Below are 26,880 nucleotides of genomic sequence, written 5' to 3' on the forward strand. Positions count from 1 at the left end.
AAAGACGATTGCCGTGAAGCAATCGTCTTTTTTATCAAATCAGCACACTTTTCCTGTTTGAGGACTGATTTTTACAGTATGTTGTACGTTGTCTGTTCCTTTAATGACAAACGTGTACGCTTGTTCACTGAATGAAACAGATTGAACCGTTCCTTTGTGCTGTTGAAGAGCAGCTTGTTTAGCTTGTTCTTGCGTAAACTTTACCGCTTCGACTTTGATTACTTTTCCTGTTTCAGCGTTTATTTTCACATGGTGATCTTTGTTATCTTTTCCGTGAATTAAAAATGTGTATACATCATTTGCATATGAACTCGATTGAATTGTTCCGCTGCAATTTTTTAATGCAATTGATTGAACCTGTGCTTTTGTAAATGCAGCGCTTTGAATTTGAATTACTTTTCCACTTTGTGCATTGACTTTTACGTGGTGGTCACGGCTATCGTTTCCATGAATTAAGAACGTATACACTCCATCGTTGAAGCCTACCGATTTAACCGTTCCTCCGCAGTTTTTCACCGCTACTGCTTGTGCCTCACTTTGAGAAAAAGATAGTTTTTCAACCTTTACCACTTTTCCGCTGTGTGCATTTACTTTCACATGATGGTCTTGATTATCTTTTCCGTGAATTAAAAACGTATAGGCGTTATTTTCAAAAGAAACCGATTGAACCGTTCCTCCGCAGTTCTTTAAGGCAATTGTTTTTGCTTGAGCTTGTGTATATGTGGCCGCTTCGGTATGAGCCGACGCTTTTGTTGAAGTAATGTGCTGGCCGTCTGAAGCAAATGCACTTGTCATTGAACCAAGAGCGATAGCTGTTCCAATTGTGGCACCTCCCACGGCTTTTGCTACTACTGCTTTTCCTGCTAATACTTTTCCAATCATGATTATACCTCCGCGTAATTTCCAATGTATTTACAGCACAAGCTAAAGGTTTTAACAGCGGTCATTTATCAAAATAGCGCCATTGGAGTAACGTTTTTTTCTGCTAAAATACCTTTCACTTTTGCTGTACGAGCCAAAGCGCTTCTTGTCCTCTTTAGCTATGTGTTTATTGTAAAAGCGGAACATGAATTCACTATGAAGCCCAGCTGAATGCTATCTGAACAAATTCTGAAAGATAGCTGAATAACTTCTAGTTAAACTTGTCATCTAAATGTTCAACGTTCTTAACAACAGCTCAACAAATCCAGTACTTCTCTTTATATTTCCTCAACAATCAAATGATTTAATAAGTGTATGAATACGATTTGGAGGTTATCAACCATGAAAAAACGAGTATCTCTTGGACTATCTCTCACTCTCTTAGCTTCTAGCGCCGCTTCTGCTTTTGCAGCAGAGCATCATACAGTTCAACATCCAAAACAAATAAAAAGCGTCGAGTTTCAGCCAATGAAAGCACCTACTACGATTGAAAATATGATTAAAACGTATACAGAGGCATCTGTAAAAGTAACGTATAAAGATGGAAGCGTTGAAGAAACGCCGCTTAACTATAATCAGCTCTTTCTTTCAAAAGATAAAATTGTCGATAACAAAGGGGAATTAATTGCCGCAGGTACACCGATCGATGCAAAAGGGGATCCAATTATTGACCGAAGCGTTCCTGATAAGCCATCACCATATGTATCAGATGCGCCGGATTCAAACAGCTTTATCACCATCAACGGAAAATCTTACATTGTGTCACACTATGAATATGACTCAGTTGATAATGCCGGAAATAAAGTATCGGGTCTCCCAGCTTCGATGACGCTTACACAAGTTGACCGAGATGACAAAACCGGAAAACTAACCGTCAATCATGCCAAGAAAATTGATTTTTCTAATGTAAATGGTTTGTGGACGCCATGTAATGGTTCTACAACCGATTGGGGTACTCATCTTGGTTCAGAAGAATACGAGCCTGATGCACGCGCTTTTGAGGACTCTTCTTCTAGTGCATATAAAGATGTAACAAACTTTGCGAAGCGCTACTTTGGAGATGAATCAAAAGCAAATCCTTATTACTACGGATGGATTCCTGAAATTTCAATTGATGACAACGGTGAAGCTTCAGTAGAAAAACACTATAGTACAGGACGCTTTTCACATGAAACGATGCAAATTCTCCCCGACAATAAAACGGCCCTGTTCGGAGATGATGGCACAAATACAATGATGTTTATGTACGTAGCCGACAAAGCAAAAGACTTCTCGAAAGGTACATTGTACGCCGCGAAGTTTAAACAAACAGGTACGGAAAACGGTGGTCAAGGAGACCTTCAGTGGATCAAACTTGGTCACGCTTCAGATGACGAAGTTAAAGCTATCATTAACAAAGGTACAAAATTTAGCGATATGTTTGAAACAGCAGACAAGCCTACAGAAGGATTCACTGCTGTAAAAACAGCTGCAAGCAAAAACGTGGAGTATCTAAAAGTTAAACCAGGCATGGAAAAAGCAGCAGCCTTCTTAGAATCACGTCGCTACGGAGCCATCTTAGGCGCTACGTCTGAATTTAACAAAATGGAAGGTCTTGCGGTAAACAAACAAGATAAAAAAGCTTACATGGCCATCTCTTATCAAGAAAGCGGGATGCTGAAAGAACCAGGTGCGGTACAGGATGACATACAACTTCCAAAACGAGAATCTGGTGTAACGTACCAATTAAACTTAGGATCACACCAAAAAGACCATACAAATAGCAAAATTAATAGCCGCTATGTTCCAGCAAGCATGGAAGGTCTAATCATTGGACAAGACCTAGAAAAAGCAGATGCATACGGTAATACAGCGGATCCAAATAAAATTGCCAACCCTGATAACCTTACGTATTCAAATGACTTAAATACACTGTTTATCGGAGAAGACAGCTCACTGCATACAAACAACTTCGTATGGGCTTATAATGTAAAAACTAAAAAATTATCACGCATCCTTTCAGTTCCAGTGGGAGCAGAAGCAACAGGACTTCGTGCAGTAGAAAACATTAAAAACTCTCGCTACGTACTAAGCAACTATCAGCACCCGGGCGAGGACATCAGCGACAAAAATATTACCGCTGTTGATAAAGAAGAGTTAGCTAATGCAATGAAAGAAAGCATCGGCATTCAAGAAACTGGTGGTGTCGGATACATTTCTGGACTTCCTTCTAAGGACGGCGCTCCTTATAAAAAACATTAATATGTAATGAAGCCACGTCTGTTGTGCAGTGACAGACGTGGTTTTTTATATAGTCGACGTTATTTATAAAATTGTTTATCATGATCATAATTATGGTGAATACTTTATAATATCCTTGGAGAAAGTGCCTAAACACAAACCAAATGCTTTATATTCGCAGGTATCCGGTACATGCCTTCAGGCTCGCTTTTAATTGCTTATCCCCCCGCTAATACTAGAGATAAAAGTTGTTTCAATAAGTATTTCCAGCAAAACAAAACCACTCGTTCCCTTGCACTTTTCGTTCCATACCATTAAAGTATATATTGGTTGAAGTTTATACTAGCATTCAACCTGATAAAAGAAATTACACTTTTTAATTTTGGGAATATGTTTTCCCTAAAAGAAAGGGTTTAGATATAAGATGAAAGATAATTTTTGGCATGAGTTGCCGCGTCCGTTTTTTATTTTGGCACCGATGGAAGCTGTGACGGATGTCGTTTTTCGCCATGTTGTGACCGAAGCAGCACGACCTGACGTATTTTTTACAGAGTTTACAAATACGGAAAGCTACTGCCATCCGAAAGGAAAAGATAGCGTAAAAGGACGTTTGACGTTTACAGATGATGAACAGCCAATCGTTGCGCACATTTGGGGAGACAAGCCTGAATACTTCCGTCAAATGAGTATCGGCATGGCCGAAATGGGATTTCGCGGTATTGATATTAATATGGGCTGTCCTGTGCAGAACGTTGCAGGAAACGGAAAAGGTTCTGGTCTGATTCGCCGTCCAGATACTGCGGCTGAGATTATCCAGGCAGCCAAAGCTGGAGGGCTTCCAGTAAGCGTAAAGACTCGTCTTGGCTATACGCAAGTTGACGAGTGGTACGACTGGCTGAAGCACATTTTAGAACAGGATATCGTGAACCTTTCTATTCACCTTCGTACGAAAAAAGAAATGAGCGATGTTGACGCGCACTGGGAGTTAATTCCGGAGATCAAGAAGCTTCGTGACGAAATTGCGCCTCATACGCTACTAACAATTAACGGTGATATTCCTGACCGCCAGAAAGGCCTTGAACTTGCTGAAAAGTATGGCGTTGATGGAATCATGATTGGACGCGGAATTTTCCATAATCCGTTTGCGTTTGAAAAAGAAAAGAAAGAGCACACAAGCGAAGAGCTATTAGAACTTCTTCGCCTGCAGCTAGATCTTCATGATAAGTATTCTGAAGAATTAGAGCCGCGCCCTTTCAAACCGCTTCGACGTTTTTTCAAAATTTATGTTCGCGGATTCCGCGGTGCAAGTGAATTAAGAAACCTACTCATGAGCACGGAAACAACTGACGAAGTGCGTGCGTTGCTTGATGAGTTTAAAGACAGAGCTGGAGTGAAAGAAGACGAAGGTTTTTCTGTTTCTTAAATAAGATTTCGTTTGCTTAAACTCAATTGTTCTAGCATTTTATTGGAGAGAAGAACCTTTTGTTCTTTTTTATAGACGTGTGCTATTTATCCACATATGATAAAAGCTGAGGCAGAAGGTTTCACATTTCCTTCTGCCTCAGCTTTTAATGAAAAAATATCCACACGTTCTATTTATGATAAGGTTCATTTCGAATAATACGAAAAGCTCGGTAAATCTGTTCTACTAATACTAGGCGCATAAGCTGATGAGGAAACGTCATCTTTGAAAAAGAAAGGGCTGCGTTTGAGCGTTTCATTACTTCGCTGCTTAAACCAAGCGATCCGCCAATGACAAACGCTATTTTGCTTTTTCCGTAGGTAGCTAATGAATCAATTTCTTTTGCGAGTTCCTCGGAAGATTTTTGTTTTCCGTTAATAGCTAATGCGATTACGTGAGTATCGTCTGAGATTTTCGCTAAGATGCGCTCTCCTTCTTTTTGTTTCACCTGTTCCATTTCAGATTCACTTAAGTTTTCTGGCGCTTTTTCATCTGCAAGCTCAATAATTTCTACTTTTGCATAGCTTGATAAACGCTTTAAATATTCTTGAATACCTTGTTTTAAGTATTTTTCTTTTAGCTTCCCAATGGTTATAATAGAGATATTCACAGGCTATTCTCCTCTCCTTTATCTCTTATCCACAGATATTATCCACATATCCACATGTTATATCCACATTTTGTATAAGAATATTAGTTCCCTACTACATATACAGCTTCATTGTCACAATATTCACAGCTTTTTTTGTCAGTGGAATTTTCTATTTTTTCAAAAACCGGCGCTAGCTCAATCTCATCTACCATTACATCCAGCGCTAGTTCTGTATGTTCTAAACAGCAATATATCTTCATGTATTTATCTTCCTCTCTCTATTCTTTTCATTAAAAAACCACAGGAGTTTATCCCCTGTGGATAACTTTTCTTTCACTTCATTTGACGCGTTAATTTTACTTCTGTGGATTTCTTTTTGCCATCGCGATAGAACGTTACGTTCATTTTATCGCCAATTTCTTTTTCAATGTAGAGGTGTTTGCGAAGTGTCGCAATGTCTCTTACTTTGCTGTGATCTAACTCAACAATCACATCATATTCCTTTAATCCGGCTTTAGCGGCTGGCGAACCTGGCTCGACTTTTAGAACAGCGACTCCGTTTACTACATCATGCGGTAACTTAAGGGTTTCTTTTAAATGATACCCTGATACCTCACTTAATGATAGTGTACTAACTCCAAGATACGGACGTCTGACTTCACCATATCGTTCCAAGTCATTAATAATGGGTCTAGCCATGTTGATTGGAATCGCAAGACCAATGCCTTCTACTGCTTCTTGGGCAATTTTCATGGAATTAATACCGATTAATTCACCATCAATATTAACAAGAGCACCCCCGCTATTACCAGGGTTAATGGCGGCATCTGTTTGAATAACTTCTGATTGCCAATCAGGATTTCCATCGCCATTCAAATCTTGAGGAATGACACGGTTAACCCCTGAGACAACTCCTTGTGTAACGGAGCCAGAAAATTGAAGGCCTAGCGGGTTTCCGATAGCAATCACTGGTTCACCAGCCTTAAGCTTATCAGAATTTCCGAAGGTAGCCACTTTTGTCACGTGGCCTGCGTCAATTTCAAGAACTGCTAAGTCCATTAAATCATCGCTGCCAAGAATTTTAGCCGATACCCTTGTACCGTTACTGAAGCTCACTTCAATTTCGTTAGCGCCTTTAATGACATGATAGTTTGTCACAATATAAGCTTTATTGCCTTGCTTTTTGTAAATAACACCTGAGCCCGTCCCGGCATCAGTTCGTTCATCATTCCAAAAGCTTTCAGAGTTCTGAATGTTTACAACTCCTACAACTGCTGCATTGGCTTCAGAAACAGCTTTTGTGACGGCCGTAGTGACGTCAAGAGATACTGACTTTTGAATGGTAGATCCTGTTTGTTCATCTCTATTTTCATCCGTCATCCATCCATTTGGCAAAATCCCGTTTCTCACCAAGGCTGGCATAAGAAGCAGTACAATAAGTGCACCTATAATTGCTCCAATCAGAGCAGAAGCGAAATATCCTCTGCGGCGTTTAGGCGGCCGACTATTTGGCTCTTGGCCTTCATCATAATGTTCCACACTATCACCGAACCCTTCATTTATCATCGTGAATGTCTGCATTCACGTACTAAATGAAGTTATTTTTCGCTTCCTTTCTAGAGACTATACATAAACAATATCAGTTGGTCTTTTTGGATCTGTATCACATAGGAGAATATTGTCCTCTACATTGATGTCTTTTTGTTGTAACACTTGCGCAACAGACATGCGGGCAATTTCCTTCATGTTATTGTCTTGACTCAAATGCGCTAAGTAAATGCGTTTAGTTTGATCTCCAATCACATCTGCCATTGCAAGCGCCGCATCTTCATTTGATACATGTCCTACGTCGCTTAGAATTCGTCTTTTAATGCTCCAAGGGTAGCGCCCCATTCTAAGCATTTCAACATCATGATTGCTTTCAAATACGTACATATCGCTATTTTTAATCGTACCTTTCATACGGTCACTTACATACCCGGTATCCGTAATAAGGGTTAATTTTTTAGATCCTTGATGAAAGACATAAAACATAGGCTCTGCAGCATCATGCGAAACGCCAAAAGACTCCACTTCCAATTGACCAAACGATTTCGTTTGGCCAATTTCAAAGTGAAACTTCTGTTCCGTATCAATGTTGCCGATCAAGCCATCCATTGCGTTCCACGTTTTTTCATTTGCGAAAATAGGGAGCTTATATTTACGTGCCAGAACACCTAGTCCTTTAATATGGTCACTGTGTTCGTGAGTCACTAAAATTCCTGATAAATCCGGGATATTGCGATTTACTTGTTGAAAGAGAGCTTCCATTTGCTTTCCGCTCAGCCCCGCATCAACTAGTAAGGAATGTTCTCCATCACTTACTAAAATCGCATTTCCTGTGCTCCCACTGGCTAGCACGCTGAAATGCAGGCTCATTTATCTCACTCCAAATACTTATTTATTTCCTTTTTTAATAATCTGCCCTTCAAAGGCATTTACAAAATAACTCGTATCGCCATTTACAACAATATGCCAAGTTGGTGCTAAAACTTGAGAATTTAATAACGGCAGATCAAACGTATAGTATCCAAACTCTACGTCTGTCACTTTATCTTTCTTCTTCAATTCATCCTTCAAAAACAAATTTTCTAATGCTTTTAAAGGGGACAAAACATCCTGCTCATCATCCAACGTTTTCACAGAACCTAGCATCGTTTGTTCATATGAAACAATTTCACCTTTATCATTTAAATGAGCAATAATCATGCCATTTTCATTGTCGTAGATTTTGTGCTTCTTATATTGTTGAAAGAATGTAACTGTTTTTTTCTCTTTATTAACATTCCATAGCTCATAATCTTCACCCGAGAGCACATATCGTTTTAGAAATTGACTTAGCTTTGCTTTTGTATTTTTTTCAGGCACTGAAAAAGGTTTGTCTAATACGCTTCGAATTGTTTTTTCCTCAAGCAGCGCTGCTTTTTGTTCTTTAAGCTTTTTTAAATCTTCATCTTTAAACAGTTTGCTTTTAGCATTTAACGATGAAGCTTCCTTCACATCTGTAGGTAAATGTTTATATTCAATACCTTCACTCGTTAATTGTTCTTCAACACTCGACTCTACAAATAGAGAGTACTGATCTTCTTGATGGGTTTTAAAAATCTGATAGCCTAAGTAAATATTAAGAACCAAGAAAGTGAAAATAAAGATGGTTTTTGTTCTATTCCAATCCATCGTTATCGCCTCCTTCGGTCGGCGGTGCAATTCGATACCACTTGCTATTATAATAATAGAACCAAGAAGGAACAAGTTTGACAGAATTAGAATTAAACTCAACCGTCTTTTCACCGGTTTTTGGCTGCTGTGAGACTTCTTCTAACTGATAGCCTATTGAAATATCTTTTAACAGATTCGGGTCAAAGTTTTGGTGTTTTTCGATTAATTGAATCACCTTTTGAGATGACTGCAGCTTTTCTACACTGGAATCCTGTACTCTTACAAAACGATAAAGAGGACGACGGTAATTTAAAATCTCTGCATTTCCCCATCTCTGATATATTTCAGTCATTCCCTGATTGCTGTACACGGGATAGTTATCTTTATAATAACGATAGCTAATTTCTTTTGTAATACGATTCCAGCTGTTGAACCTGTAATTAGATTCCGTCCAGCCGCCGTGGTCATTAACGAAGCTAAAGCTGCGATTTATTAAATTATAATCTTCCATTACCTCGGTCGTGGAATTTACAAGATTCACATATTCCATCACATCTGTCTTCGTATTAACATTAATCACTTTTGTACCTTCGGTGTAGACATCTCGGTTCGTAGACGTTTCTTTCCTTGCATAGTCTGGGTTGTTAAAAAGCGCTTCCTTATATTTCTCAATATCTAAATGCCTCATGCTCGTATAGTAGACTTCACTATTCATCGTGATATTGTTTTCCGGAAGGAAGATATACCGATTTTTGTTTTCTTTATATACAAAGCTCGGGGCATACGTACGTTTCATTTTGTCTTCTAATTCTTTGATATCATCTTTGGCCAAATTCTTGACTGTAACCGAATAAATCTTTTTTTGCTCATAATTCACAAGATACACGCTCACGAAAAAGGAAGGTGTACGCTTAATTTTAATGAGTACACGGTCAAATGTTTGATTAGGCAAAGACGTTTGAGAAAATGAAAAAAGCTGTTGAAATGTTTTTAACGGCAGCGCATCTGGATACAGCACTTCAATAGAATTACTTCCATGGACATAATTTAAAAATCCATCAGGAGAAATAGCATCCGAAACGTCCGTCACATTCGAAAATTTCCATTTTTTCATTTCATTTACCCATTTGTTTACATCATCTTCGTCGTGAGACATGTAGTGGTTATCGTTTCGATGATAGAGAACTTCTGTTGGAAGAATATGATCTTCTATTTTACTTTTTGAACTCACTTCAACTTCCTGTAAATGTTGATTTTTTGAAATGACCTTATAAGAAGGCTGATACGTCCATATATGATACGTCATAATTAAACTGGAAGCGACGAGAACAACTAAGATGGCCGTTTTGATATGTTCATATCTCATTCCCATTCGTCATCATTCTCACTTTCAATCGGAAGAGTAAAGTAAATCGTTGTTCCTTTTCCTTCCTGACTATCTGCCCAAATGCGTCCATCATGTGCTTCAATAATTTCCTTGGCAATAGCAAGCCCTAATCCTGTTCCGCCTAATTTACGCGTTCGTGCTTTATCTACACGATAGAAGCGTTCGAAAATTTTAGCTAAATTTGATTTTGGAATTCCCATACCTTGGTCTTTAATGCTCACAACAATTTCATGCGTATGCTGAGCAATTGAAAATGTAATGGTTCCGCCTTCAGGTGAATATTTTATTGCATTGGAAATAATGTTATCTAATACTTGTGTAATTTTATCTTGATCGATAGCGACATAGATTGCTTCATTTGGCAAGTCGCGCACGAACGAAATACCTTGTTCAATTGTCATTTCAAAGCGATCAATGATGTAATGATAGAACTTCACAAAATTGATTGGGTCACGACTAAATCGGTAGTCTTGGCTATCTAGCTTAGATAATTGAAGCAAGTCGTTAACGAGACGAATCATTCGTTCTGTTTCTGTTTGCGTTACATTTAAAAACGTTGGAGCTAAGTCCTTATCTTGCCATGCTCCGTCTGCAAGCGCATCTAAATAACTGCGCATCGTTGTTAACGGCGTACGCAATTCATGTGAAACATTTGCTACAAATTCTCGGCGATCTTGTTCAATTTTCTCCTGCTCTGTAATATCATGCAAGACAATGATAATTCCGTTAATAAAACCGGTCTCTTTTTGAATAGCAGAAATGGTAGCTCTTAAAATAAAAGGATCCGATTTTGTACTAAAGTCCAAAATTAATGACTCTTGATTAGCGAGCAAGCTTTCAAACGTATGCGTTTCTTCAAGATCTAATAGGGAAACAACTGGGTCAGATAAAACCGTTTCACGTGAAACATTTAGCATAGCTGCGGCTGGATCATTAATTAAAATTACTCTTCCCTTTCGATCCGTCGCAATAACGCCGTCCGTCATATGAGCTAATACTGAACTAAGCTTACGGCGCTCCCCTTCTGTAGTTGCCTGTGCTTCTTGAAGCTTTCTTGTTAAGTTGTTGAATGTGAGAGCTAGCTGACCAATTTCATCATATCCGTATACCTTAGCTTTTCTCGTAAAATTCCCTTTGGCCATCTCAAGTGCTTGTTTTCTCATTTCAGACATTGGACGAGTAATCGTCTGAGCTAAAAACACGCCTAAAACAGCTGTAATAAAAAGAGCAATTACCGTACCTGCTTTAAAGATCTGATTGATATTACTCATTTGATCGTAAACAGGCTCCATGGAAGCTGTTAAGTAAATAGCACCTAAGATTTCTTCGCTAGACTGAACTTTTCCATTTTTATTAGTTGAATTTGATTGACTGGCACCTACTTTATCCTGTAAACGAATAGGCTGTATCATAACTCTGATTCGCTGTCCGCTTTGATCAACAAATACATTATCAGAGTTCGTTCCTGCTAACAACGCATTTGTAATCGCCAAATCATTAGTCTTTTTACCTATGATCTGTTGAGGATTTGAGTTCGATGTAGCAATGATTCTTCTATTTTGGTCAATGACTCTTACTTCAGAGATGTCATTCATATCATTTGAAGCTAAATTGGGTCTTGAAGCAAAATCTCGTAAAATAGTCTTTAAGTCTTCCTCAAGAGTGGGTGAATCATCATCACGATTTTTCACCATTTCTTGTCCAATGTTATACGTCAGCAAGTCTGTCCGCTCTTGAAGAGACGTTCGAAAGTTGTTAACTAATTCTTTTTCTAATTGTCGTGCAAAATAGACCCCAATAATTTGCATCGCAATTAAAATGAGCAGCACATAAATCAATACAAACTTTAAATGAATAGATTGCAGGAGCCTTACTTTCTTCATCTAAAATTACTCCTGCTCTGGGCTGCGTAAATAATAGCCTACTCCACGTCTTGTTACAATCCACATTGGATGGCTTGGATTATCTTCAATTTTTTCACGTAATCTTCGAACTGTTACATCTACCGTACGCACATCACCAAAATAGTCATAGCCCCATACAGTTTGAAGCAAGTGTTCACGCGTCATAACTTGTCCAATGTGCTTCGCTAAATAATGCAGCAGCTCAAATTCACGATGAGTCAGTTCAATCGTTTCTCCGCGCTTAGACACGATATAAGCATCTGGGTGAATAACAAGTGCTCCAATTGTAATTTCATTCGTTTCGCTTTCTTCTGTTGGAACAGCTACTTGCTGATGTCTACGTAAATTAGCTTTTACACGTGCTAATAATTCACGCGTACTAAATGGCTTAGTTACATAATCATCTGCACCTAATTCTAGACCTAAAACTTTGTCAATTTCAGAGTCTTTTGCTGTTAACATGATAATTGGCATATCATATTTTTTGCGCACTTCTCGGCAAACTTCCATTCCATCTTTCTGAGGAAGCATAATATCTAATAAAATCATTTCAGGCTGTACTTCTTCCACTTTTTCAAGCGCTTCTACGCCATCATAAGCACAAAATACTTCGTAACCTTCTTTTTGCAAATTAAACTTTAAAATATCTGCAATCGGCTTTTCGTCATCTACGACTAAAATACGTTTATCCATGATCATCGTTCTCCTTTATTAGTTGAAGCAAAATATAAAAGATAGTATTCATACTGTTTGAATACCGTAGTTTTATTATACTTGATAACCCTTGAAACGTCACAAGTTCATCCTCTACTATACATGAAGATATATGATTTTCAACCACCTCTAAATACAAAAGTAATATATTACCACAAAAGAGATACAAAGCAAATAACGTTTTCTTTTAAATGTAAATAAAAGAAAAAAGCATGACTTTAAATAAAGTCATGCTTTTTGATGGCTCGGGACGGAATCGAACCGCCGACACAAGGATTTTCAGTCCTTTGCTCTACCAACTGAGCTACCGAGCCAAAATGGCGGTCCCGACGGGAATCGAACCCGCGATCTCCTGCGTGACAGGCAGGCATGTTAACCGCTACACCACGGGACCTCAGTCTATATGCTATGTATTAAAAATATTAAAAATGACCCGTACGGGATTCGAACCCGTGTTACCGCCGTGAAAGGGCGGTGTCTTAACCGCTTGACCAACGGGCCACGTTGTAACAAAAGTGAGCCATGAAGGACTCGAACCTTCGACCCTCTGATTAAAAGTCAGATGCTCTACCAACTGAGCTAATGGCTCATGTTATATCTCTTAGCGACGCTTATTATAATAACATGATATTTCATATGAATGCAATAGTTTTTTTAAAACTTTCTTTTTATTATTGAGCTTTTTTTAAAAATCTTGTTAACAAAGCACCAATTATAAATAAAAAAGGTTAGCTCACGAGGAGCTAACCTTTTTTATTTAGCTATATACACCACGTAATACATTTGTTTGTGTACGATCTGGACCTACAGAGAAAATAGATAAAGGAATACCTGTTAATTGAGACACGCGCTCTAAGTAGTGGCGAGCGTTATCAGGTAACTCATCTAATGTTTTCACACCCGTAATATCTTCTGTCCAACCTGGAAGCTCTTCATATACAGGTTCACATTCTGCAAGTGTTTTTAAGCTAGCAGGGAATTCTTCCATAACTTCCCCTTTATAACGGTAAGCTACACAAATCTTTAATGTCTCAATTCCCGTTAATACATCAATTGAGTTTAAAGATAAATCTGTGATTCCGCTAACGCGACGAGCATGACGTACAACTACACTGTCGAACCAACCTACACGGCGAGGACGACCAGTTGTTGTACCATATTCACGTCCTACTTCACGGATTTGATCACCGATTTCGTTTGTTAATTCAGTTGGGAAAGGACCGTCACCAACACGAGTTGTATACGCTTTTGATACACCTACAACGTGTTTGATTTTAGATGGACCTACACCCGAGCCAATTGTTACTCCACCCGCTACTGGGTTTGAAGATGTAACAAATGGATATGTTCCTTGGTCGATATCTAACATAACACCTTGTGCGCCTTCAAATAGTACACGACGTCCTTCGTCTAACGCATCATTTAATACTACTGATGTATCAACAACGTATTTTGCAACTTGTTGACCATACTCATAGTACTCATCTAAAATTTCTTCTAATGTAAAGCCTTCTACTTCATACATTTTTTCAAGAAGGCGATTTTTTTCTGCTAAGTTTTGTGTTAATTTTGCTTCAAATACTTCACGGTCTAGTAAATCGGCAATTCGAATACCGACACGTGCTGCTTTATCCATATAAGCTGGTCCAATACCTTTTTTCGTTGTACCAATCTTATTTTCACCTTTACGTTCTTCTTCAACTTCATCTAATTTTAAATGATATGGGAGAATCACATGAGCTCGGTTACTAATACGTAAGTTTTCTGTTGTTACACCGCGATCATGTAAGTATTTTAATTCTTGAACAAGCGCTTTTGGATCGACAACCATACCGTTTCCAATTACACACGTTTTGTCATTATAAAAAATACCTGAAGGAATTAAATGTAACTTATAAGTTTCACCATTAAACTTAATTGTGTGACCTGCATTGTTCCCACCTTGGTAACGTGCAATCACTTCTGCATTTTCTGATAGGAAGTCTGTAATCTTCCCTTTTCCTTCATCTCCCCATTGTGTTCCTACTACAACGACTGAAGACATATCTTAAGCACCTCCGCTTAGTAAGCAACAGCTCACTACGACATAATTTAACCATGGATAAGTGTATCAATTTATCACACTAAAGTCAATTAAATCCGAACGATTTAACAAAAGTTATTACAAATATATCGTATTTTGCGGAACGAATGCGATAACAATAAAATAAAACCTCTCATATTGAGAGGTTTTATGCACCAGGCGGCACTCCTGCGTCATCAAAGCGCCGCTCGAGATTAACGAATTTATTGTATTCTTTTACAAAGGCAAGCTGTACGGTTCCAACTGGACCGTTACGCTGCTTGGCTATAATAATCTCGATAATATTTTGATTTTCTGTGTCTTTTTCATAATAGTCTTCACGATATAAGAAAGCTACGATATCGGCGTCCTGCTCAATACTTCCGGATTCACGGATATCAGACATCATCGGTCGCTTATCTTGTCTCTGCTCTACGCCACGGGAAAGCTGCGATAAGGCAATAACAGGAACTTCTAATTCACGGGCTAAAGCTTTTAACGCACGTGAAATTTCAGATACTTCCTGCTGTCGGTTTTCTCCGCTTCGCCCATTACCTTGAATAAGCTGTAAGTAGTCAATTAAAATCATCCCAAGTCCGCCTTCTTGTTTCAAGCGACGACACTTAGAACGAATTTCACCTACTCGAATACCCGGTGTATCATCAATATAAATCCCTGCATTGGACAAAGATCCCATTGCCATCGTGAGCTTTCCCCAGTCATCGGCTGTAAGCGAGCCTGTACGCAGCCTTTGTGCATCAATATTTCCTTCGGCACACAGCATCCTCATAACAAGCTGCTGAGCACCCATCTCTAAACTGAATATTGCTACGTTCTCATCCGTTTTCGTTGCAACGTTTTGCGCAATATTTAAGGCAAAAGCCGTTTTACCTACCGATGGACGGGCCGCTACAATGATTAAATCATTTCGCTGGAACCCTGCTGTCATTCTATCTAAATCACTAAACCCGGTTGGGATACCCGTAATGTCACCTTTTCGATTGTGAAGAACTTCGATATCATCGTACGTTTGTACAAGTACATCTTTGATATTTTGAAACACACCGCTGTTTTTACGCTGTGCTACTTCTAAAATGTTTTTTTCCGCTTCATTTAATAAAACTTCCACTTCGTCTTCCCTTGCATATCCTTCTGAAGCAATATGCGTTGCAGTACGAATTAAACGGCGTAAAATCGACTTTTCTTCTACAATTTTACCGTAATACTCTACGTTTGCAGCCGTTGGAACAGAGTTAGCTAAATCACTTAAATACGATACGCCGCCAACTTCTTCTAAGATTTTTTGGTCAGCTAATTCAGACGTTACCGTTACCAAATCAACCGGTTCACCTTGGTCAGAAAGTTTCAGCATACATGTAAAGATTTTCTGGTGCGATGCCCGGTAAAAATCTTCAGGTATTAGCAGTTCAGATGCTAAGGTTAAAGAAGAAGGCTCTAAGAAAATGGCCCCTAATAGCGCTTGCTCTGCTTCAATATTCTGAGGCGGAAGACGATCAGCAAAAAGATCACTCATATTTCTATGCCCCTCTTATATTCTTTCGTATTTTCTTTCATCATAAATGTTGGCGCGAACAAATACAAGTCCGCGCCAACCCTTTATATTATTTACCTATTTTTCAATCGTACGTTTATTTTAGTTCAGTCACGTGTACCTTTACCGTAGCCGTTACTTCCGGATGTAATTTAACCGGTACATTTGTGTAGCCTAATGCGCGAATTGCATCATTTAATTCAATTTTACGCTTATCTACTTTAATGTTGTGCTTTTTCTTTAATTCTTCAGCAATTTGTTTGCTTGTGATAGAACCGAATAAACGGCCGCCTTCACCAGATTTTGCTTTTAATTCAACTGTTAGTTCTTCAAGAGTTGCTTTTAACTCTTTGTTTGCTTGAAGTTCTGCAGCTGCATCTTTTTGCTCTCTATTTTTTTGTGCTTCTAATACCTTCACATTACCGCCTGTAGCTTCAACAGCATAACCATTTTTTAATAAGAAGTTATGTGCGTAACCATCTGAAACATTTTTCACTTCACCTTTTTTACCTTTTCCTTTTACATCTTTTAAGAAAATTACTTTCATGATTTTTTACCTCCATCTAAGTACTCATCAATTGCTTGTTTAAGCCGTTCTTCAGCTTCATCCAAACTAATGTCTTGGAGCTGAGTAGCAGCATTCGTTAAGTGGCCTCCGCCTTGGAGACTTTCCATAATAACTTGTACATTGATATCTCCAAGCGATCTAGCACTAATACCAATTAGATTATCCCGCCGCTTAGAAATAACAAACGAAGCAACCACTCCGCTGATTGAAAGCAGCGTATCTGCAGCTTGCGCAATTAACACTTGATCATACATTTTGTTTGGTTCGGCTCGTGAAATGGCAATACCTGCTGTATAAATCTCTGCATGTTCAATAAAGCGTGCTCGCTGTACATATTGCGTAATATCTTCTTTTAAAAACTTTTGAACAAGAACCGTATCTGCGCCTTGAGAACGTAAAAAGGACGCTGCATCAAACGTACGAGATCCCGTACGTAATGTAAAGCTTTTTGTATCGACAATAATACCGGCTAAAAGTGCCGTTGCTTCTAGCATATCAATTTTAAATCGTTTTGGCTGGTATTCAAGAAGCTCAGTAACGAGTTCTGCTGTCGAGGAAGCATATGGCTCCATATAGACAAGAAGAGGATCTTCAATAAAATCTTCTCCTCGTCTATGATGATCAATGACCACGACATTTTCAATACGATGTAATAATCTTTCTTCAATAACCATGGACGGCTTGTGCGTATCTACTACTACTAAAAGAGTATCATCACTTACAAGATTTAAGGCTTCTTCAGGCGTAATAAATCGCTCCCACAGGCCTTCTTTCTTTTTAATTTCTTCTAGCATTCGCTGAACACCTGTATCGATATGATCAGGATCTAATACGATAAAACCGTCTTTCTGATTTACTTGGGCTACTTTTAATATTCCAATAGCAGCTCCTACAGCATCCATATCCGGATACTTATGACCCATGATAATCACTTTTCCACTCTCTGTAATGAGTTCTTTTAACGCGTGAGAAATAACTCTTGCACGCACGCGCGTCCGTTTTTCCATTGGGTTTGTCTTGCCCCCAAAGAATTTCACTTTTCCATTCGGCTGTTTAATCGCTACTTGATCTCCGCCTCGACCTAAGGCCAAATCCAAGCTAGATTGAGCTAAAGCACCCAGCTCAGGTAAATCAGCAGCACCAGCTCCGATACCAATGCTCAATGTAAGCGGTATATTTTGTTTAGACGTCTCTTCTCGAACTTGGTCTAAGATAGAAAATTTGCTTCGCTCTAAATGAATTAAGATTTGTTCATTCATAATCGCAATAAATTTCTCGGAAGACGTACGTTTAATAAAAATACCGTATTCTTGAGCCCAACTATTTAACATAGAGGTTACTTGGCTATTCAAGTTACTTTTAACTTGATCATCCATTCCTTGCGTTAGTTCATCATAATTATCTAAAAAGATAATACCTAAACTTGTTCGTTCTTCTTCATACAATTTTTCGATTTCTATTTGCTCTGTAATATCAAAGAAGTACAGTAAGCGCTCGTCTCGTTTAATCACCACTTTAAATTTCCGATCATGCAACGTGACAACTTCTGTTTCCACTTCTTGTTTGATCAGTGGAATAATACTTTCGGCTACATCGTATAATGATCTTCCCACTAGTGTGTCTTCACCGAGACAAGATGCTAGAAAAGGATTGGTCCATTCAATTTGATATTCATCATTAAACAGCATAATCCCAATCGGCATTTCCATTAACGCCTCTTCGCCTACTTTTTTCAGCCGATGAGACAGCATTGAAATATAGGTTTCAAACTCATCGGACAGCATTCGCTCCATTCTCATGTATAGAAAAAGACAGGCTAATAGTAATATAAAGCCTATCATTCCTATGATCCAATTATGATAGGTCACGATACCTACTAAAATCAGAGCTATACTATACAATGAGTAAAATGGATAGCGAATAACGTTCTTTTTTGTAAAGACAGGCATCCATTTCAGCTCCTACTTTTTTAAGTTCCACAATATCTACTTTTTTGTGTCTAATTGTTTTCTTAAATTAAATCCTAAATCAATTATACCTAAGATGCGCACAATTTGAAGGATAATTGGAATAATTAATGCTAAAATTGTTACAACAATTGGAATTGCTTTGGCATACCCTTTTTGATGTGAGAAATAGAAAATAAAAGAGATTCCTTGTAACACTACTAGCATTTGCAGTCCCATCACGATGTTGATAATAGCTACGTACATAAATGTACCTTGTTCAATATTAAAAGATGGGAAGGATAAGATTAATGCAATCAAATAATACCATAGAATACTTTTAGGAAGTTTAAATTCACGAAAAGGCGGGAATGCTTGCACCTCATAACCTGTTCTTTTAAGAATAGGCGTAGAAATAAGCTGAGAGAAAAAGGCCAGAATAACTCCACCCATAACAATTAATAGAGGCAACAGATTTTTAAACATATCAAATGCATCTCTCATTTGGTCAATTTGAGATTCCTTAACGTCTTGTCCTAAACTTTTCATCATTTCAATACTTTGATTAATCGATTGATCTAAAGCATTATTTATTTGCTCCATTAAATTAACATTAAAAATGACATTTGCTCCTACGAACAATAAAAGTAAACCTAAACTAAATGCAACCGTGCCGCCTAGTAAAATGGTATACCTTTTTTGTTTTTGTCGGTAAAGCATTCCTATTGCTAATCCACCAATACCAAATACAAATGTAAAAGGAAGAGTCAATACATTTCCAAATAACAAAGTCAATAACAACCCTACTACCAAAAATAATATTGCCTTTTTCCACCCATGACGAACGGTATACACAATAAACGGAACAGCTAGCGCTAGTTGAAAAATGGCTCCTACAACAGGTATGTATAGTGAAAAAAGCAAAAGCGCCACAAACAGCGCTAACAGAGCTGCTCCTTCTGTAATATATCGAATTCCTTTCACAACTTCACCTCGTTGATATAGACTATTATTTATTTTATCGATTCAATTCATAAGAAGCAACTATTTGGCAAAAGAGCACCTATGTAATGTAAAAAGAGGCAGTAAGGATTCCCTTACTGCCTCTTTTTATACCGTTCATTATTCACCAGAAACATATGGTAATAATGCCATTTGACGAGCGCGTTTGATAGCGATCGTTAATTTACGTTGGTATTTAGCGCTTGTTCCAGTTACACGACGAGGTAAAATTTTACCACGCTCTGAAACGAATTTTTTAAGCATATCTACATCTTTGTAATCGATGTGAGTGATGCCGTTTGCTGTGAAGAAACAAACTTTACGACGTCTGTTGCGTCCACCTTTACGTCCACCTGCCATTTTGATACGCCTCCTTCCGCTTAAAAGTTTCTATAAAATTTTATACTCCGGATAATCTACTGCGAATTAAAACGGTAAATCGTCATCAGAAATGTCAATTGTCTCGCCATTATTTGCAAATGGATCATCATCAACGCGAGTATAACCTTGATTACCTGAGTTACGGTTCTGATTATCTCCAAATGGAGAGCCTTGTCCAGATCCTCCAGTGTTAGCAAAGTTACTGCGTTGCGTATCCCCACCGCCACTTTTCGGCTCTAAAAATTGCACACTTTCCGCTACAACTTCCGTTACGTATACACGACGACCGTCTTGTCCTTCGTAACTGCGAGATTGTAGTCGACCATCAACACCAGCTAAACTTCCTTTTTTAAGGAAATTGGCTGCATTTTCAGCCTGACGACGCCATACAACACAGTTGATGAAGTCAGCTTCACGTTCACCTTGCTGATTTGTAAATGTGCGGTTTACCGCTAAAGTGAATGTTGCAACCGCTGCTCCACTCGGGGTATAACGTAATTCAGGATCTTTGGTTAAGCGTCCTACGAGAATTACGCGATTCATCATCAGAACCACTCCTTAAGGAAATAAAACCCAATTTATTTAAACGTTTAATTATGCTTCTTGTTTAACAACGATATGACGGATAATGTCTTCGTTGATTTTCGCAAGACGATCAAATTCAGAAACTGCTTCTGAAGTAGCCGCCACGTCAAGAATCATGTAGTAACCGTCACGGAAATCATTGATTTCGTATGCTAAACGACGTTTACCCCATTCTTTAACATTTGCGATTTCAGCACCATTATCAGTTAATACGCCGTTGAAGCGCTCAACTAATGCTTTCTTTGCTTCGTCATCAATGCTTGGACGGATGATGTACATTACTTCATACTTTCTCATCACTGTCACCTCCTTTTGGTCTAACGGCCCGAAACGGGCAAGGAGCAATAAAATATTACTCACGAATTAAAATTATAGCACACTACCATAGGCAAAGCAATACGCATCGCGGGCTGTTTCGTAAATATATGCTAATATTTTCGCCAACGACAAAAGCCGAAAGAAGATATCTTCTTTCGGCTTTTAATCTTATACGTTAAAGCGGAAATGCATAACGTCTCCGTCTTTTACGATGTATTCTTTTCCTTCTAAACGTACTTTTCCAGCTTCACGAGCTGCTCCCATTGTTTTGGCAGCTAATAAGTCCTCGTATGATACTGTTTCCGCACGAATAAATCCACGTTCAAAATCTGTATGAATAATACCTGCACACTCAGGAGCTTTCATGCCTTGTGTGAACGTCCATGCGCGTACTTCTTGCTCACCAGCTGTAAAGTACGTAGCTAATCCAAGTAAATCATAAGCTGCACGTACAAGCTGATCTAAACCTGACTGTTCAATACCTAGTTCTTCAAGGAACATTGCTTTTTCTTCTCCTTCAAGTTCAGCAATTTCAGATTCAATGCGTGCGCAAACAACAATTACTTCTGCGCCTTCACTTGCCGCATACTCACGCACCTTTGCTACATATTCGTTAGCAGATGCATCGGCTACTTCGTCTTCAGAAACGTTTGCTACATAAAGAATAGGTTTGATCGTTAGCAAGTGAAATTGTTTTACTAACTTCATTTGTTCTTCTGTAAATGATACAGCACGAGCTGGCTGATCACTTTCAAATGCATTCTTTAGTTTCTCTAGAACTTCGTATTCATACATTGCTTCTTTATCTTTTTGTTTAGCCATTTTTTGAACACGGCCGATACGCTTCTCTACCGTTTCTAAATCCGCTAAAATTAATTCTAAATTAATTGTTTCAATATCTGAAATAGGGTCTACTTTTCCTGAAACGTGCGTGATGTTTTCATCTTCAAAACAACGTACAACGTGACAAATTGCATCTACTTCTCGAATATGAGATAAGAATTTGTTTCCAAGACCTTCACCTTTACTAGCACCTTTTACGATTCCAGCGATATCTGTGAATTCAAATGCTGTTGGAATTGTTTTTTTAGGTTTTACAAGCTCTGTAAGTTTTTGAAGACGATGATCAGGTACTTCTACAATACCCACGTTAGGATCAATCGTACAGAAAGGATAGTTCGCAGATTCTGCGCCCGCTTGTGTAATTGCATTAAATAATGTTGATTTTCCAACGTTCGGAAGACCAACAATTCCAGCTGTTAAAGCCATATATTTATTCACTCCTCTTTATATATCCGAAACAAGTTAACCTGTCACAATTATAGTGAGTCAACTTTTGAAATACAAGTTTAATAAAGAACCTTTAGTCGCATCATGTTAAGATACTTCATTTTGTCCCACCTTACAGTATAAGGCATAAACATAGAAAATGCATGAGGTTATTCCTCATGCTTTACAAGAATTTTTTTCATTTTACGTGCAAAATCACGTCTTGGAATCATTACGCTGTGGCCGCAGCCTTCACATTTAATGCGGATATCCATTCCCATTCGAATGATTTTCCATTCATTTGTACCGCAAGGATGAGGTTTTTTCATTTCCACAACGTCATTTAAACCAAATTCTTTTTCCGTCATCAGCTCTCTCCTCCTTATTTCCCTTTCAACGTCGACGAATGCTGTGCTTCTTCTGTACGATTATACATAACCATACGAGGAAATGGAACTTCAATACCATGTTCATTTAACCTTGTACGCACTTCTTTACGAATCATACGGGAAATGTGGAAATGCCTCATTGGTTTTACTTCGCTGGTAATCCTCATCGTGACTTCAGTTGCATGAATATTTTGAACACCCAGCAATTCAGGCGTTTTAACCATATCTTCATAGCGACTTGGCAATTCTTCTAACAAATCTAAAATTACTTGTTCTGCTTTTTGTATGTTTTCTTCATAAGAAATGCTTACATCAACGAAAGCTACGCTGTTATGTAACGAAAAATTAGTGACCTCCACAATACTGCCATTGGGCAAAATATTAATTTCGCCTGTCCAACTCTTAATTTTTGTGGTTCGCAAACCAATTTCTTCCACAGTTCCCTCAAATGTTCCTACTCGAACATAATCGCCAACGGAGAACTGATCTTCAAAGATAATAAAAAACCCCGTGATGATGTCTTTCACTAAGTTTTGAGCACCAAACCCTACCGCGAGCCCTACAATTCCAGCCCCCGCTAGCAATCCACGGACATCTACCGATAATGTTTCTAAAATCATAACTCCCGCAACGAAATAAATAGCATAAGAAAAAATATTTTGAAGCAAACGGACCATCGTAGCTTCTCGTCGCTCAGAAATACGCAGAGGACTATTTGTGCGAACCTCTACAAATTTATTTAACGCTTGCTTTCCAATCCGAATTAAAAACATGGAAATAAGTAGAATCAACAGAATTTTTATAAATCCCTCTCCAATATGTGCCCACGTTTCTTCTTGAAAAAATGGCTCAAACACGTTCTTAAAAACTGACTTCAGCGAATTCATACTACATGTAGCTCCTATCGTAACATAATCTACATACGAGAAAGTTTTAATCTATTGTAGCAAGTTTCTACGAACTTTTGTAGCGATTTCGAAATGGATACAATAGAACGGCTGTTACTAAAAATAAATTGACGATTCCATACATTGGATACAAAACGGCAATCAAAGTAGAAAAACCTACCTTTGTAAAGGGAATCATTAAAAGTAGCCAGCAGGCTGCCAGTTTCCAAAGAGATTGTACCTTTTCAGTATGAAAACGCGCGGTCAGTCCTAAGATTCCCGATACAGCTGTTGTATAAATTGCGATAAGCAAAACAATGCTCATTAAAAACAGCATTATATAAGGAAAATCTTTAAGAATAGCGAATAATGGAATTTCATAAGAAGAAAGAAGGCCTGAAACTTGAATAAGCGATTCATTATAAATAAAGGAGAGCCCTCCTAATAAAAAACCACTGCCAACGCTTGCAATATAAATCTCTTTTTTGCTTTTAATTTCCTTTCCAATTGTAGATAATACCGCGACAAGAGGAAGAATATTTAAAGCCGTAAAGGTAAAAGCAGCAGGCCAATTATGCTGAAGATGCCAATCATTTGCTCCAGGATGACGTAAAATAAATGTAAGAAGTACCCCAGCTAGTCCAATCATTAAGATTGGCATAACGAAAGAATTGATAGAAAGAAGCCCGTTTAATCCTCTTGAAAAAACAAAAACGATTAACGCACTAAGAGCGCCAATTCCCCACCAGTAAGGAACATGCCACATTTCCAATGTCGCCCCGCCGCCCGCGATCATAATTACCGTCGTCGTGAACAAATAAAAAACGATTAAAACATCGTAGGCTGCAGCCCATCTCTTTCCTATTAATTCAATTAGTACTGGGTAAAATTGATTGGTTCGGTAGCGATAGCTGATTTGCATAATTACATTGCAAGAAATCGCAAAAATAATAGAAAATAGAAAAATAGCAAGTCCGCTTTCTTCACCAAAAAACTGCCATAGCTCTCTCCCTGAAGCATATCCAGCGCCTATCATGGTTCCCATAATTAAGAATATCCATTTACACCCGGCTCTCCACATCGATTTTCCCCCAATCCATGAAATATATGTATAGAATCTTCAAAATCTTCGTATACTGTTACTATTATGTATAAGGAGTGGACCCTATGAATTTAAAATCTCCCTTCTTTGAGAAGACACAACATTCAACCCGCGTATTTCATGATGAAGAATCTGCTACAAAGAAGCTGAGTACACAGTTACTATCTTTACTTCCAGCACAGAAAGACAGACCAATTGTTTTTGTATGTATTGGAACGGACCGTTCAACTGGGGACTCATTGGGTCCATTAGTCGGAACGAAACTGAACGAAAAAAAAGTTTCATCTTTTCACATTTTTGGAACGTTAGAAGAGCCTGTTCATGCTGTTAATTTGAAAGAAACGTTAAAACATATTCAAAAGCTTTTTCCAAATCCTTTTATTATTGGAATTGATGCTTGCTTAGGTCGTATGAAAAGTGTAGGCTCTGCATCACTTGCCGTTGGGCCCGTCAAACCTGGAGCAGGTGTTAATAAAGAATTGCCGCCAGTCGGAGATATTCATATAACAGGGGTTGTCAACGTGAGCGGATTTATGGAGTTTTTTGTCTTGCAAAATACGAGGCTTCACCTCGTTATGTGCATTGCCGATTTAATTGCGAGAAGTATTGAGACTGCGCACAACGAACGAGAGAAAGAGTTTAATAATTCTTCGGTTTACCAAACGGTAAGACAATATAAACAATAAAAAAGGTTGTCCTAAAACTAGGACAACCTTTTTTATACAGAAGATTTATTAGTCTGAGAAAGATCGTTAAATAATTCAAGAAGACGGTTTAAATCTTCTTTAGAGAAAAATTCGATTTCAATTTTTCCTTTTTTCTTACTTTGTGTAATGTGAACGGAGGTACCAAAACGTTCACGAAGCTGTGATTCACTTTGTTTTATAAATAAATCTTTATCTTTTTTAGTTTTTGATGTTTCACGTGGAACGGCTTTATTTAAGTGGGCAATATAAGCCTCTAACTGTCTAACATTTAATTGTTCCTTGCGTATTTTTTCAACGACTTTAGGTAGAAGCGCTTTATTTTTTAAACCGACTAGCGTACGCCCATGGCCCATAGACAATTCATTAGTAGAAATGAGGGTTTGAATTTCCTCAGGCAGTTGCAAGAGGCGAACATAGTTAGCAATATGAGGTCGGCTTTTTCCCAGTCGTGTAGCAAGTTGTTCCTGTGTCATATCGAGCTTATCCATAAGCAATTGATAAGCAGTTGCTTCTTCAATTGGCGTCAAATCTTCACGCTGTAAATTCTCTAACAAAGCTAGTTCCATCATTTGCTTTTCTGAAAAGTCTTTTATAATGACAGGAACAGTAGCAAGGTCGGCTTCTTTAGCAGCTCTAAATCGTCTTTCACCCGCTAAGATTTCATAGCCTTTAATGCTTTTGCGAGCTACAATAGGCTGTAAGATGCCATGATGTAAAATGGATTGCTTTAACTCATTAATTGCTTCTTTATTAAACGTTTTACGTGGTTGATAGGGGTTGGGTCTGAGTTCGTGAATAGCAACTTCCTGAATTGAATCATCAGCCTGTGCATCTAAGCCTGAAAATAAGGCATTAATTCCTTTCCCTAATCCTTTCGCCATTATAAATCACTTCCTTTGCAAGTTCCGTATAAACTGCGGCCCCTCTAGATCTTGCATCATATAAGATAATTGGTTCACCATGACTAGGTGCTTCGCTCAAACGAACATTTCGAGGAATAATCGTTTGATAAACGCGATCCTGAAAGTACTTCTTTACTTCTGCTGTTACCTGCAGTCCTAAATTTGTGCGTGCGTCAAGCATAGTCAGCAATACACCTTCGATGCGCAGTTGATTATTCAAATGTTTTTGGACTAATCTAACGGTATTTAGCAATTGACTTAACCCTTCAAGCGCATAATATTCACACTGTACAGGTATTAAAACAGAATCAGCTGCCGTTAACGCATTTAATGTCAGTAAACCAAGAGAAGGGGGACAATCAATAATAACATAATCAAAGTGATCTTTCACCGTTTCTAAAGCTCTCTTAAGTCGAACTTCACGTGAAATAGTCGACACTAATTCAATTTCTGCACCAGCTAATTGAATGGTCGCTGGAATGATTGATAAATTTTCGACGGCTGTTGAACGAACAACGTTCTTAGCTTCCATATCTTCCACGATTACATTATAAATACATTCATCTACATCTGCTTTATCTATGCCAACTCCACTCGTAGCGTTACCCTGGGGATCTCCGTCTACAAGTAGAACCTTTTTTCCTTGTTCAGCTAAACATGCTCCTAAATTAACAGCGGTTGTTGTTTTTCCAACTCCGCCTTTTTGATTCGCAACTGCCACAATTTTCCCCATGTTGTCACCTACTTTCATTTCCATCCCATTTGTCCAGACAGTTTAATTGTTCGTTGAATTTTCTGACGAAAAACTTTGA

Annotated in this window: 26 protein-coding genes and 4 tRNA genes; 3 read left to right on the forward strand and 27 right to left on the reverse strand. The window is 38.3% G+C overall.

Annotated features, from left to right (window positions below; genetic code table 11):
- Positions 1-39: 39 nt before the first annotated feature.
- Positions 40-882, reverse strand: a complete 843-nt coding sequence (locus MMB69_RS23175) for a PepSY domain-containing protein (RefSeq protein ID WP_221785915.1) — start codon at positions 880-882, stop codon at positions 40-42.
- 381 nt (positions 883-1,263) lie between these two features.
- Between MMB69_RS23175 and MMB69_RS23180 the strand changes: the two genes are divergently transcribed.
- Positions 1,264-3,162 carry a PhoX family protein gene (locus MMB69_RS23180; protein WP_221785916.1) on the forward strand — a complete coding sequence of 633 codons (1,899 nt, stop codon included), beginning with the start codon at positions 1,264-1,266 and terminating at the stop codon, positions 3,160-3,162.
- Positions 3,163-3,565: 403 nt separating this feature from the next.
- Positions 3,566-4,564: a tRNA dihydrouridine synthase gene (locus MMB69_RS23185; RefSeq protein WP_014457691.1), complete on the forward strand. Its 999-nt coding sequence runs from the start codon at positions 3,566-3,568 to the stop codon at positions 4,562-4,564.
- A gap of 169 nt (positions 4,565-4,733) precedes the next feature.
- Here MMB69_RS23185 and rlmH read toward each other — a convergent pair whose 3' ends face one another.
- The 24 genes from rlmH to MMB69_RS23305 all read right to left on the reverse strand — a co-directional run bounded on the left by rlmH (position 4,734) and on the right by MMB69_RS23305 (position 24,438).
- Positions 4,734-5,213 (reverse strand): 23S rRNA (pseudouridine(1915)-N(3))-methyltransferase RlmH, encoded by a 480-nt coding sequence (gene rlmH, locus MMB69_RS23190; protein WP_013085547.1) that lies wholly within the window; start codon positions 5,211-5,213, stop codon positions 4,734-4,736.
- Positions 5,214-5,296: 83 nt separating this feature from the next.
- Positions 5,297-5,455, reverse strand: coding sequence for a CxxH/CxxC protein (locus tag MMB69_RS23195; protein ID WP_013059901.1), 159 nt, complete (start codon positions 5,453-5,455; stop codon positions 5,297-5,299).
- Between the two features lie 73 nt (positions 5,456-5,528).
- Positions 5,529-6,761, reverse strand: coding sequence for a S1C family serine protease (locus tag MMB69_RS23200; RefSeq protein ID WP_260507036.1), 1,233 nt, complete (start codon positions 6,759-6,761; stop codon positions 5,529-5,531).
- A gap of 57 nt (positions 6,762-6,818) precedes the next feature.
- The gene (locus tag MMB69_RS23205) at positions 6,819-7,613 is read right to left on the reverse strand and encodes an MBL fold metallo-hydrolase (protein ID WP_014457688.1); all 795 of its coding nucleotides are present in this window, start codon (positions 7,611-7,613) and stop codon (positions 6,819-6,821) included.
- 18 nt (positions 7,614-7,631) lie between these two features.
- Positions 7,632-8,411, reverse strand: coding sequence for a two-component system regulatory protein YycI (locus tag MMB69_RS23210; RefSeq protein WP_221785917.1), 780 nt, complete (start codon positions 8,409-8,411; stop codon positions 7,632-7,634).
- Complete coding sequence (locus MMB69_RS23215) at positions 8,398-9,765, reverse strand: YycH family regulatory protein (protein ID WP_028409756.1); 1,368 nt, start codon at positions 9,763-9,765, stop codon at positions 8,398-8,400. The genes MMB69_RS23210 and MMB69_RS23215 overlap by 14 nt, the downstream gene beginning before the upstream one ends.
- Positions 9,756-11,663: a cell wall metabolism sensor histidine kinase WalK gene (gene walK, locus MMB69_RS23220; RefSeq protein ID WP_221785918.1), complete on the reverse strand. Its 1,908-nt coding sequence runs from the start codon at positions 11,661-11,663 to the stop codon at positions 9,756-9,758. Before walK ends, MMB69_RS23215 begins: the two co-directional genes overlap by 10 nt.
- 6 nt (positions 11,664-11,669) lie before the next feature.
- On the reverse strand, positions 11,670-12,377 hold the full coding sequence (yycF, locus tag MMB69_RS23225) for a response regulator YycF (RefSeq protein WP_013085552.1): 708 nt from the start codon (positions 12,375-12,377) through the stop codon (positions 11,670-11,672).
- A 262-nt stretch (positions 12,378-12,639) separates the two neighbouring features.
- Positions 12,640-12,712, reverse strand: a tRNA-Phe gene (locus tag MMB69_RS23230).
- A gap of 4 nt (positions 12,713-12,716) precedes the next feature.
- Positions 12,717-12,792: transfer RNA gene (locus tag MMB69_RS23235), tRNA-Asp, on the reverse strand.
- A 35-nt stretch (positions 12,793-12,827) separates the two neighbouring features.
- Positions 12,828-12,899 (reverse strand) — tRNA-Glu (locus MMB69_RS23240).
- 15 nt (positions 12,900-12,914) lie between these two features.
- Positions 12,915-12,987: transfer RNA gene (locus MMB69_RS23245), tRNA-Lys, on the reverse strand.
- Positions 12,988-13,155: 168 nt separating this feature from the next.
- Complete coding sequence (locus MMB69_RS23250; protein ID WP_013085553.1) at positions 13,156-14,442, reverse strand: adenylosuccinate synthase; 1,287 nt, start codon at positions 14,440-14,442, stop codon at positions 13,156-13,158.
- Positions 14,443-14,629: 187 nt separating this feature from the next.
- Entirely contained in the window at positions 14,630-15,994 is a 1,365-nt protein-coding gene (gene dnaB / locus MMB69_RS23255; protein WP_013059909.1) for a replicative DNA helicase, read from the reverse strand.
- A 115-nt stretch (positions 15,995-16,109) separates the two neighbouring features.
- Complete coding sequence (gene rplI / locus MMB69_RS23260) at positions 16,110-16,559, reverse strand: 50S ribosomal protein L9 (protein WP_221785920.1); 450 nt, start codon at positions 16,557-16,559, stop codon at positions 16,110-16,112.
- Positions 16,556-18,529: a DHH family phosphoesterase gene (locus MMB69_RS23265; RefSeq protein ID WP_028409759.1), complete on the reverse strand. Its 1,974-nt coding sequence runs from the start codon at positions 18,527-18,529 to the stop codon at positions 16,556-16,558. The genes rplI and MMB69_RS23265 overlap by 4 nt, the downstream gene beginning before the upstream one ends.
- A gap of 36 nt (positions 18,530-18,565) precedes the next feature.
- Positions 18,566-19,510 (reverse strand): YybS family protein, encoded by a 945-nt coding sequence (locus MMB69_RS23270; protein ID WP_221785921.1) that lies wholly within the window; start codon positions 19,508-19,510, stop codon positions 18,566-18,568.
- Between the two features lie 138 nt (positions 19,511-19,648).
- Complete coding sequence (gene rpsR, locus MMB69_RS23275) at positions 19,649-19,888, reverse strand: 30S ribosomal protein S18 (protein ID WP_013059913.1); 240 nt, start codon at positions 19,886-19,888, stop codon at positions 19,649-19,651.
- 66 nt (positions 19,889-19,954) lie between these two features.
- The gene (gene ssb, locus MMB69_RS23280) at positions 19,955-20,455 is read right to left on the reverse strand and encodes a single-stranded DNA-binding protein (protein WP_013059914.1); all 501 of its coding nucleotides are present in this window, start codon (positions 20,453-20,455) and stop codon (positions 19,955-19,957) included.
- A 48-nt stretch (positions 20,456-20,503) separates the two neighbouring features.
- On the reverse strand, positions 20,504-20,791 hold the full coding sequence (gene rpsF, locus MMB69_RS23285) for a 30S ribosomal protein S6 (RefSeq protein ID WP_013059915.1): 288 nt from the start codon (positions 20,789-20,791) through the stop codon (positions 20,504-20,506).
- 189 nt (positions 20,792-20,980) lie between these two features.
- Complete coding sequence (gene ychF, locus MMB69_RS23290; RefSeq protein WP_014457678.1) at positions 20,981-22,081, reverse strand: redox-regulated ATPase YchF; 1,101 nt, start codon at positions 22,079-22,081, stop codon at positions 20,981-20,983.
- Between the two features lie 170 nt (positions 22,082-22,251).
- On the reverse strand, positions 22,252-22,449 hold the full coding sequence (locus MMB69_RS23295) for a DUF951 domain-containing protein (RefSeq protein WP_013059917.1): 198 nt from the start codon (positions 22,447-22,449) through the stop codon (positions 22,252-22,254).
- 14 nt (positions 22,450-22,463) lie between these two features.
- Entirely contained in the window at positions 22,464-23,357 is an 894-nt protein-coding gene (locus tag MMB69_RS23300; RefSeq protein ID WP_116741587.1) for a mechanosensitive ion channel family protein, read from the reverse strand.
- A 67-nt stretch (positions 23,358-23,424) separates the two neighbouring features.
- Positions 23,425-24,438 (reverse strand): YkvI family membrane protein, encoded by a 1,014-nt coding sequence (locus tag MMB69_RS23305; protein ID WP_277448492.1) that lies wholly within the window; start codon positions 24,436-24,438, stop codon positions 23,425-23,427.
- A gap of 86 nt (positions 24,439-24,524) precedes the next feature.
- On the opposite strand from MMB69_RS23305, the gene yyaC reads away from it, so the two are divergent.
- Positions 24,525-25,145 (forward strand): spore protease YyaC, encoded by a 621-nt coding sequence (gene yyaC / locus MMB69_RS23310; RefSeq protein ID WP_277448493.1) that lies wholly within the window; start codon positions 24,525-24,527, stop codon positions 25,143-25,145.
- 32 nt (positions 25,146-25,177) lie between these two features.
- Here yyaC and MMB69_RS23315 read toward each other — a convergent pair whose 3' ends face one another.
- Both MMB69_RS23315 and MMB69_RS23320 read right to left on the reverse strand, forming a co-directional pair.
- Positions 25,178-26,047, reverse strand: a complete 870-nt coding sequence (locus MMB69_RS23315) for a ParB/RepB/Spo0J family partition protein (protein ID WP_221785923.1) — start codon at positions 26,045-26,047, stop codon at positions 25,178-25,180.
- Positions 26,019-26,801: a ParA family protein gene (locus tag MMB69_RS23320; RefSeq protein WP_028409764.1), complete on the reverse strand. Its 783-nt coding sequence runs from the start codon at positions 26,799-26,801 to the stop codon at positions 26,019-26,021. Before MMB69_RS23320 ends, MMB69_RS23315 begins: the two co-directional genes overlap by 29 nt.
- Positions 26,802-26,880 lie beyond the last annotated feature (79 nt).

Origin of the sequence: Priestia sp. P5 (assembly GCF_029522155.1) — a bacterium.
GTDB classification, from domain to species: domain Bacteria; phylum Bacillota; class Bacilli; order Bacillales; family Bacillaceae_H; genus Priestia; species Priestia megaterium_E.